The 8,558-nt window shown below is 61.5% G+C and carries 6 protein-coding genes; 4 read left to right on the top strand and 2 right to left on the bottom strand.

The window, feature by feature from the left end; genetic code table 11:
• Window positions 1–322: 322 nt before the first annotated feature.
• Window positions 323–1,543, bottom strand: a complete 1,221-nt coding sequence (locus MJD61_11775; protein MCG8555947.1) for a sigma 54-interacting transcriptional regulator — start codon at window positions 1,541–1,543, stop codon at window positions 323–325.
• Between the two features lie 656 nt (window positions 1,544–2,199).
• Between MJD61_11775 and MJD61_11770 the strand changes: the two genes are divergently transcribed.
• Window positions 2,200–4,659 (top strand): DUF4982 domain-containing protein, encoded by a 2,460-nt coding sequence (locus MJD61_11770; protein MCG8555946.1) that lies wholly within the window; start codon window positions 2,200–2,202, stop codon window positions 4,657–4,659.
• A gap of 213 nt (window positions 4,660–4,872) precedes the next feature.
• Here MJD61_11770 and MJD61_11765 read toward each other — a convergent pair whose 3' ends face one another.
• Window positions 4,873–5,685 (bottom strand): hypothetical protein, encoded by an 813-nt coding sequence (locus MJD61_11765; GenBank protein MCG8555945.1) that lies wholly within the window; start codon window positions 5,683–5,685, stop codon window positions 4,873–4,875.
• Between the two features lie 343 nt (window positions 5,686–6,028).
• Here MJD61_11765 and panB point away from each other — a divergent pair, with 343 nt between their 5' ends.
• From panB to MJD61_11750, 3 genes are read left to right on the top strand one after another with little or no spacing between them, the layout of a single operon-like run.
• Window positions 6,029–6,934 (top strand): 3-methyl-2-oxobutanoate hydroxymethyltransferase, encoded by a 906-nt coding sequence (panB, locus tag MJD61_11760; protein ID MCG8555944.1) that lies wholly within the window; start codon window positions 6,029–6,031, stop codon window positions 6,932–6,934.
• 27 nt (window positions 6,935–6,961) lie between these two features.
• Window positions 6,962–7,888: a pantoate--beta-alanine ligase gene (panC, locus tag MJD61_11755; GenBank protein MCG8555943.1), complete on the top strand. Its 927-nt coding sequence runs from the start codon at window positions 6,962–6,964 to the stop codon at window positions 7,886–7,888.
• Window positions 7,889–7,896: 8 nt separating this feature from the next.
• Complete coding sequence (locus MJD61_11750; protein MCG8555942.1) at window positions 7,897–8,439, top strand: cyclic nucleotide-binding domain-containing protein; 543 nt, start codon at window positions 7,897–7,899, stop codon at window positions 8,437–8,439.
• Window positions 8,440–8,558 lie beyond the last annotated feature (119 nt).

The raw sequence follows: 8,558 nt of genomic DNA, 5'->3' as shown, positions 1-8,558 counted from the left end.
GGACCTCCTCGAATATGCGCTGCACCGCATCGAAATGAACCGCAGTCTTCGTCGGTCCGCCTTGCCAGCGAGCCCCACTGCAGGCCCCAACCAACCAGGATTCCTGTGGCGAGGCACTAGTGTCCTGGAACAGTGATTACTTGTATAACTCGGTGAGCAATTGGCGTCGAAGGAGCCGGCGAATCGACGCCGGCTGCGGTTCAATTCCGATGCAGTGCAGAGCTATTTCAAGAAGATAGCCGAAAGGCGGTCGCTGGTTCAATCGGCGTCAAGGGCCGCCGAATCATGTGAGGAATTCCTGTTCTAGGACACTAGCAGGGTCCTACGGTGCTTCCCGCTTCTTCACGCTCTTGAGCCCGTACTTCTCGAGTTTGTAGATCAGCGCGCGGCGCGAGATGCCCAGGCGGCGAGCAGCCCGACTTTGGTTACCGTTGTTGGCCCTCAATGCTTCGGCGATCGCTTCCCGCTCCGCGTCACCCACCTTGTGGCGCAACGTTCCCGGGCCCGACTTGGTGGGCGCTCTGAGGCTGGGAAAGTCCTCAGCGCGCAGCACATCACCGTTTCGAAGTGCGACGGCCCGATCGATCACATTGCGCAGCTCCCGCACGTTACCCGGCCAGGTGTGCGCATGCAGGACCGCCATCGCGTCGTCGGCAATCTCCACCGTCTCCCCAGTGCTGACCACGAAGCTGCGCACCAGAGGCTCCACGTCCTCAGGCCTCTCCCGGAGCGGGGGAACTGCAATACGCAGCACGTCCAGCCGGTAGTACAGGTCCTCGCGGAACGTCCCGGCTTGGACCTGGGTATGCAGGTCGCGGTTTGTGGCGGCGATCACCCGCACGTCCACCGCTACGGCCTTGGTGCTCCCCACCCGGGTTATCACGCGTTCCTCCAGCACGCGCAGCAGTCGTGCCTGCATTGGAAGACTCAGCTCCCCGACCTCGTCTAGAAACAGATCCCCCCCGCTGGCGGCCTCGAAGACCCCGACATTGCGGGCCGTGGCACCGGTGAACGCTCCCTTCTCGTGGCCAAACAAGATGGACTCCGCGAGCGTTTCAGGGATCGAGCCACAGTTGACAGCAATGAAGGGGCCGCTCGTACGGGCACTCATGGCATGGATGCGTTGTCCGAACATCTCCTTGCCAACACCCGTCTCGCCCACGACCAGCACCGTCGCGTTGCTCTTGGCGGCCCGCTCCGCGAGCGCGACGGAACGCAGCATCGCCGGATCACGCGCCACGAGCAGCAATTTGTCCGGGGCGTCGTTGCTGCCCCGTTCATCTTCGGGCGAACGCTGCACCACAACCAGCATGCGCACGCCGCCTACAGTCACCTCGGCTCCAGAACACAACGGCACGCTGCCCTGTACCCGCCTGCCGTCCGCAAAGGTCCCGTTGCGGCTGCCGTGATCGGTCAGTCGGATGCGCCCATCTGGCTCGCAACGCAACGTGGCGTGCAGGCGGCTCACGCCCGGGTTGTCGAGCTGAATCGCCGAAGAGCGGCTGCGACCTATCGAGACGTCACAACCGAGGGGCAAGTCCACGATCGTCGGTCTTTCGGAGCCAAGCACCGCAACATAAGCCGGAGGGGTCGATGAGGGACGACTCGGTGGCAGATCGAATGTAGTAGCCTGGGTGCTCACAGAGCAAGGTATAGCACACTTGCCACCTCCGCCAGCATGCTCCAGCCTCCTACCTTTCTCTACATCTTCCCGCATGGCCTTTCGGTCCGATTCGATCGGTCCCTGTTGCCCCGCAGCCACCCCCCTTCCCGCAGCCGCCGGGTGGAATGCGCCACAGCTCCCTGCTTCGTTGCCTGCTCGTCACCCGGCTCTCCTCTGCCGCCTGCTGGCGTGACAAGCTTTGATCAACCAGCACGCGCGCACGATCTCCGCGGATCGTTCTCGTCGTCTATAGTACCCTTTGTCGGAAGTCCGATTCGGGTTGCTCCCCCGACTACAGGAGGCCTGAGGTCGGCTCCGAAATCCGGACCCCACCGCGCTTGCTCGCGCACCTTTTTCTCGCTGCCGCGCTGCGCGCGGTCGTGCCCGCGGCCTACCCGGGCGAAAACCCGGATCCGCCTTCCGGCCGCGGGCGTTCGTGAACCCCTGATTCGTGGTACCAGTACCCGCATCCGCTTCGACCCCTCCCGGCACTCCACACTGTCCAGATTTCAGCCTCCACAGACAGAAGAGTCCTGATGAACCCAAAAACGAACAGAGCATTCTCCTTGACAGCCGTGGCCATCCTACTGGTACTGCTCTCATCTTGCACAAAGACCTCTCCTACGCATAAGATACGCCTTGAGAGGCCGTTGAACCTCAACTGGTCCTTTGTTCGTGTTCCAAGAGACTCCGGTAAACAGCCCCCGGATTCCAAAGCGGCCTGGCGCGCTGTCGACGTGCCCCACGATTACACCATTGAATCGGCTTTTACTCCCTCCAGGAAGAAGACCAAGGACCTCAGTCATGGCGAATTGGGCCTCTACCTCGGCTCACGCTCCACGGGCTATCTTCCCGGTGGCTCCGCATGGTATAGAAAGAAATTTGATGTTCCAAAGACGTACTCCGGCAAGAAGGTCCAGATCCTGTTTGACGGCATCTACATGTACTCCGACGTGTACATAAACGGGCATCATCTCGGGCATCACCATTATGGTTACACCGCGTTCTTCTACGATCTGACACCACATCTCAAGACCGGAGAGGAAAACGCAATTACCGTTCACACCGATAACAAGCTCGAGAGCCGCTGGTACGCCGGCTCAGGCATTTATCGACCGGTAAAACTGATCGTCACTGAACCCTTGCACATACCCATCTGGGGCACTTTCGTCACCACACCTCAGGTCGACGGCCACAAAGCTCGTGTCGATGTAGAGACCAAACTCCGTAATGATGCCGCGACTTCAAAAAGTGCAACATTGGTCAGCATCATACTTGATACCGCGGGGGGCGAAGTCGCACGAGCACAGTCCACGCGAGAAATCGCGCCTGGGTCGGAAACTATCGTCAAGCAGAGCATCGATGTTGCCAAGCCTGTTATATGGTCCCTTGAAAACCCGTATCTCTATAAGCTGGTTTCCAGGATCAAAGAGCGAAAGACGCTCGTAGATGACCATGTCACAACCTTTGGTATTAGGACCCTCCGATTTGATTCTGATAGGGGCTTTTTTCTTAATGGCGTACGTACCCGGCTCAAGGGTGCCTGTATTCATCATGACAATGGTCTCCTCGGAGCTGAATCCTATTCCTGGGCCGAGGAGCGGAAGCTCCTGAAACTAAAGGAAATGGGGGTCAACGCCATTCGTACCGCACACAACCCGCCGTCCGAGGCCATGCTCGACGCCTGCGACAGAAACGGAATACTGGTAATTGATGAAGCGTTCGATGAATGGAAGAGGGGTAAGGCCAAAGGCTACTCACCTGTATTTGATGAATACTGGAAGGCGGATCTCGAAAGTATGCTCTTACGGGACCGCAATCATCCCTCAATCATCATGTGGAGCATTGGAAACGAGGTTCCCGACCAGGGACATCCAGAGGGTCCGGGACTGGCAAAAATGCTTGCCGATCATGTTCGTACGCTCGACAGCACACGACCCGTTACCGTCGCTGTTCAACCTGGTTCCAAGAATTGGGGTAGCATATTCCCACCACCCGAATTTTTCGATGCCGTGGACGTAGCTGGATACAACTATGAACAGTGGAGCCGCGATAAAGGCGGCGACTTTAGAAGGAACCACGTCCAGTATTCCAAGAGGATTATGTATCAGAGCGAGTCGGCTAATAGCATGTTATTTGGCGATTGGACTAACATTGTCGGCACGGAGTATCTTCTGGGAGATTTCGTATGGACCGGGGTTGACTATCTTGGAGAAGTTGGCTGTGGCAGCGAAAAGGAAGATCAGAAACGATTTCCTGCCTACATGGCGATGTGCGGGGATCTAGATATCTGCGGTTTTCGCAAACCAAGGTCGTATTACCGACAGCTCCTATGGAATAGGGAACCAACGGTTTATGCGACCGTTCGGCGGATCGGAGCAGAATGGAAGCGGTCCGCATGGGGGCAGCATCCTAGTCTTTCGTCATGGACTTGGAATCGGAAGCCCGGGACACCGATGATGGTTGATGTCTATTCAGGATGTGATGAGGCTGAGCTTCTGCTCAACGGTAAATCGCTGGGTAGAAAGAAAACGAATGCGAGTACTGAGCTCATTGCTAGCTGGAATGTACCCTATGAAGAGGGGGAGCTCAGAACACTGGGTTATGTCGGAGGGAAGGTTGTTTCAGAATATACTCTGAAGACGGCAGGCAGACCGGCGTCGATACGGCTGACTTCGGATCGCAAGACGATCGCGGCTGATGGATCTGATGTCTGTTATGTAACGGTCGAGGTGCTCGGCGAAAACGGTGTTCGCAACACCCTGTCAAACCACGAGATTGCCTTCCAGGTGGACGGTCCGGTCACCATTGCGGGTGTTGGCTCGAGCAGTCCTTACGCACCTGTTGGTTACCCATTTCATGGGAACAAGTGCAGAGTTCTGGAAGGTCGTGCCCTGCTTATTCTTCGATCCGGCACCAAGAAGGGTATTGTCACGGTGAAGGCAACTTCTGATGGGTTGAGATCCGGTTCGGTGACTATCACTAGCGGTTCCTGAGGCTGATGTTGAAGGACCACGGCAGGTGATTATTGTCCCACCTCAGGGATGGGTGCCGAACGCACCGCCTGCAGGCGGTGGTGCCCGCGCTCAGTTTGCCGGGCGCGGATGATGCTGTGGAAGCTGGCGCGCCGAGCTCGACCGCCCCGGGACGGGGGGGGTAGCGACCGCCAGCCCTCGACGCCAACGGATCGCAATCGCTGGCAAGCGCTACTAGCTTCCGCAGTACAGGTTCCACGTGGACGGATCGGCGAGGAGTTGCACGAGCTGGTCCACGAGCACTGGGCTGCTGGCCTCGGTGATGCGAACCACGTGCGTGAGGGGATCCGGCTCGGGGCGCTCTGCTTCCCGGAGCGCGCGCAGCAGCGGGGCGGTGTGCAAGCTGAGCCGCAGTTTGGTCTCCCCCCCCATGGCATGATAGAGGCCGGGCCGGCAACGTAGCGTCACACTCGTGGCTCCTCCGGGGCTCGGGGCCGGGACCGTCCGGTTTCCCGTTGTCACTATCACGGTCTCAAGGTGCTGCGGGTCGCCAAGCTCGGCCTGAAGCTGCATCGCCGGACTCACGCCACCGCCCTGCCGCAGGACCGGCCCAAGCTTCAACGAAACCTCTGAATAGGTTCCGCTCGGGGCCGCCTCGAACCGCATGGTGTAATGCGCGGAGGGAGTCACCCACGTGGACTCCATCGCTGGATAATCGCCGGGATTCGTGCTGTCGTTCCTGAGCCGGATTTCGGAAACGGAAAGCCCGAGCTCCCTCAACCGAGCCGGCTCCACGTCGCTCTTGAGCGCATCAATGCCGAGCACCAAGGCGCCCTGTGCCGGATGAGGGCCGTGAATCCCACCGGTTGTAGGTGGTGGGGCGATCGTACCGCCCCAAAGGGGCATGTTCCCTGCTGCCCCGACGCCAGCCTGGCTACCTCCCATCGCCACCGGGGGCGCCGTCGCTCCGGAGGCGCCCCCATGCACACCGTGCTGCCCTGGCGGCTCGGAGCATCCTGGCAAGGAAACCAGGAGCGCGCCCAGCATTGCGCATCCGAGTGCGCACCTGTACGTTCCGTGGCCGCTCAGGCACGGCTGCGTAGAGCGCAAACAAGCGGAATCTTGAGTCCTCCGCCGCATACAGGGCTTCTTTGTTTGGGCCATGCGAATCTTAGACCAACACACCGCAGGCGCCAGCAAAGCTAAGCCGACGCCAAGACGGCTGGCACCGTCAAGACACGCTCGGTCGGTGTGGTATGCTCCCGGCCGCATTGCGTGGACCGGGAAAGGGCCTGGCCGCGACCATGCTTCAGGTCCCGTTGACAAAGTGAATGGTTCGTCACAAGCGACACCGCCACGCTCGCCCCGCGCTTCGGGTGGACGCGTCACTGTGCACTCGCTGCAGGCCAAGAAGCGCGCTGCCGAGCCCATCACCGCCCTGACCGCCTACGACGCCACTTTCGCCCGACTATTCGACGAAGCAGGTATCGACGTACTCCTCGTGGGGGACTCGTTGGCTATGGCTGTACAGGGGCGCGACACGACTCTTCCAGTGACGCTGGACGAGATGATCTACCACGCAAGAGCGGTGGCCCGCGGCGCCCGGCGTGCCCACCTGGTGGGGGACATGCCATTCATGACCTACCAGGCCTGCACCGAGGATGCCTTGCGGAATGCTGGCAGGCTGCTCTCAGAGGGCGCCATGCACGCCGTCAAGCTGGAGACCGGCCGTGCCCAGGCCGCCACGGTGCGACGTCTCACGGAGGCGGGGATTCCGGTGATGGGCCATGTGGGGCTGACTCCGCAGCGCGTCCATGCACTCGGCGGCCACCGTGTCCAAGGCCGGAGCGCCGCATCGGCGGCACGAATCCGCGAGGATGCACGAGCCGTGGCCGAAGCGGGAGCCTATGCCGTGGTGCTCGAGGGCATCCCGAGCGCTCTCGCCGCACGGATCACCGCAGAGCTGGAGGTGCCCACCATTGGAATCGGCGCCGGCCTGCACTGCTCGGGGCAGATCCTGGTCTGCTACGATCTGCTGGGCCTCACTCAAACGCCACGCCCACGTTTCGTCAGGTGCTATGACCGATTCTACGAGCGCGGAGTCGATGCCGCGCGGCGCTTCATCAACGACGTTCGCGCGGCTACCTTCCCGGGCCCGGAGCATTCCTACGGCACTGCGAGCAACGCGAGGGACGTAGGTGCCGTGTCCGCGGCGGGGGACGGGTCCGACAATGGCAACTCCACAGCGCCGGGCGCGGGGACGCCAAGCACGCTGCCGTCAAGCACGGCACGCTGACCACAAGCGCTACGCCGAGCCGGCACGATGAGCATCAGGCGGACCGCGAACGGCAGAGAGCTGCAGTCGCTGTGCGATCGCTACCGGGCGGAGGGTCATACCATCGGCTTCGTCCCCACCATGGGCGCTCTGCACGCTGGCCATCTTTCTCTCATCGACGCGGTGCGAGCGCAGGGGGCTACCCGCACGGTGGTGAGCATCTTCGTCAATCCGCTGCAGTTCGGCCCCCATGAGGATCTTGATCGTTATCCACGCACCCTGCAGCAAGACCTTGAGCGCTGCGAAGCCGCCGGAGCGCACATCGTGTTCGAGCCCGGCAGGCAGGACATGTACCCCCCGGACTTCCAGACGAACGTAGAGCTCGCGCGGATCGGCAGGGGCTGGGAGGACGATTACCGCCCGGGTCATCTTCGCGGTGTGAGCACCGTTGTGACGAAGCTGCTCAGCGCCGTGGGACCTTGCATCGCGGCCTTCGGACGCAAGGACTACCAACAGTGTCGCCTGGTGGCCGCGCTGGTCCGCGACCTGTGGCTGCCAGTGAGGCTCATCATGTGTCCGACCCTGCGCGACAGCGATGGACTGGCCATGTCTTCACGAAATCGCTACTTGTCTCCCCAGCAGCGCAAGCGTGCGACCGGAATCTACCGTGGCATGCTCGCCGCCTGCCGCTGTTTCGCGAGGGGCGAGCGAAACGTAGCAAGTCTGCGGCTTGCGGCTCGTGCCCCGATCTGCGCCGACCTGGACGAAGTGCAGTACGTCGAGCTGGCGGATCCAGAAACACTGATACCGCTGCAAGGACGTGCTCCCGACAAGGCGCTGCTTTTGGTAGCCGCGCGGATCGCCGGCACCAGGCTCATCGACAACGTCCTGTTGGGCGAAGAGACGCTTGGGGGGCCGGGTGGTTGCGCCCACCAAGGACTCGCTGGTACAGGGTATAGACGCGACCGGAGTTGAGGTGCGTCATGAGTCCCGCCGAAGAACACGAGGACAGTGGGCCGAGGCCTGCCGCTCACGCCGCCGCAGATCACTTGCGGAAGCTCACGTTATTCAAGGATGTCGATGGCGAGAGCCTCGCACACCTGGCGAGCGAGCTTCCGGTGCTGGCGCTCTACGCCGGTAGTGCGATCGTCACCGAGGGCGAACCGGCTCGTGACATGTACCTCGTGCTCAGCGGGGAAGTAGAGGTTGTGAAGTCACGCTCCGACTCCGGCAGTACCCGGGTGGCGCTTCTCGGCGCAGGCGATTGGTTCGGCGAGTCCGCCCTTGTGCACAGCGGCCCGCGAACTGCAACGGTACGTACGGTAGCCCCTTCGAGCGTGCTGCAGCTGCCTGCGGCAAGGACCGAGCAAGTCTTGAGCGAGCACGATCCACGCGCGTACGCGACCTTCCTTCGCAATATCGTCCGCGAGCTGTTGAGGCGCCTGCGGGCGGCAGACAGCTTGATCGCCCACAACTCGGATCGGCTCGCCGAGCAGTACGTGCTGGAACGCAAGACCACGATCTAGCACCGCGCGGGAACATCGCCGCCGGCAAAGCTCGTTGAGAAAGCCGCGCCCTTCGGCTAGGTTGGGCGCTCCGCCAATGGCGCCCCGTCTTTTTGACCCCAACCACTACCGAGCTCGCG

It is taken from the genome of Pseudomonadota bacterium (genome assembly GCA_022361155.1).
Lineage (GTDB): Bacteria > Myxococcota_A > Polyangia > Polyangiales > JAKSBK01 > JAKSBK01.
Note: the sequence above shows the minus strand (reverse complement) of the source record. Positions and strands in the feature narration are given on the sequence as shown.

Excerpts from the sequence above, each read along its gene's own strand:
- MJD61_11750 (MCG8555942.1), top strand. The coding sequence starts at position 7,897 with ATGAGTCCCGCCGAAGAACACGAGGACAGTGGGCCGAGGCCTGCCGCT.
- MJD61_11765 (MCG8555945.1), bottom strand. The coding sequence starts at position 5,685 with ATGCTGGGCGCGCTCCTGGTTTCCTTGCCAGGATGCTCCGAGCCGCCA.
- panC (MCG8555943.1), top strand. The coding sequence starts at position 6,962 with ATGAGCATCAGGCGGACCGCGAACGGCAGAGAGCTGCAGTCGCTGTGC.
- MJD61_11770 (MCG8555946.1), top strand. The coding sequence starts at position 2,200 with ATGAACCCAAAAACGAACAGAGCATTCTCCTTGACAGCCGTGGCCATC.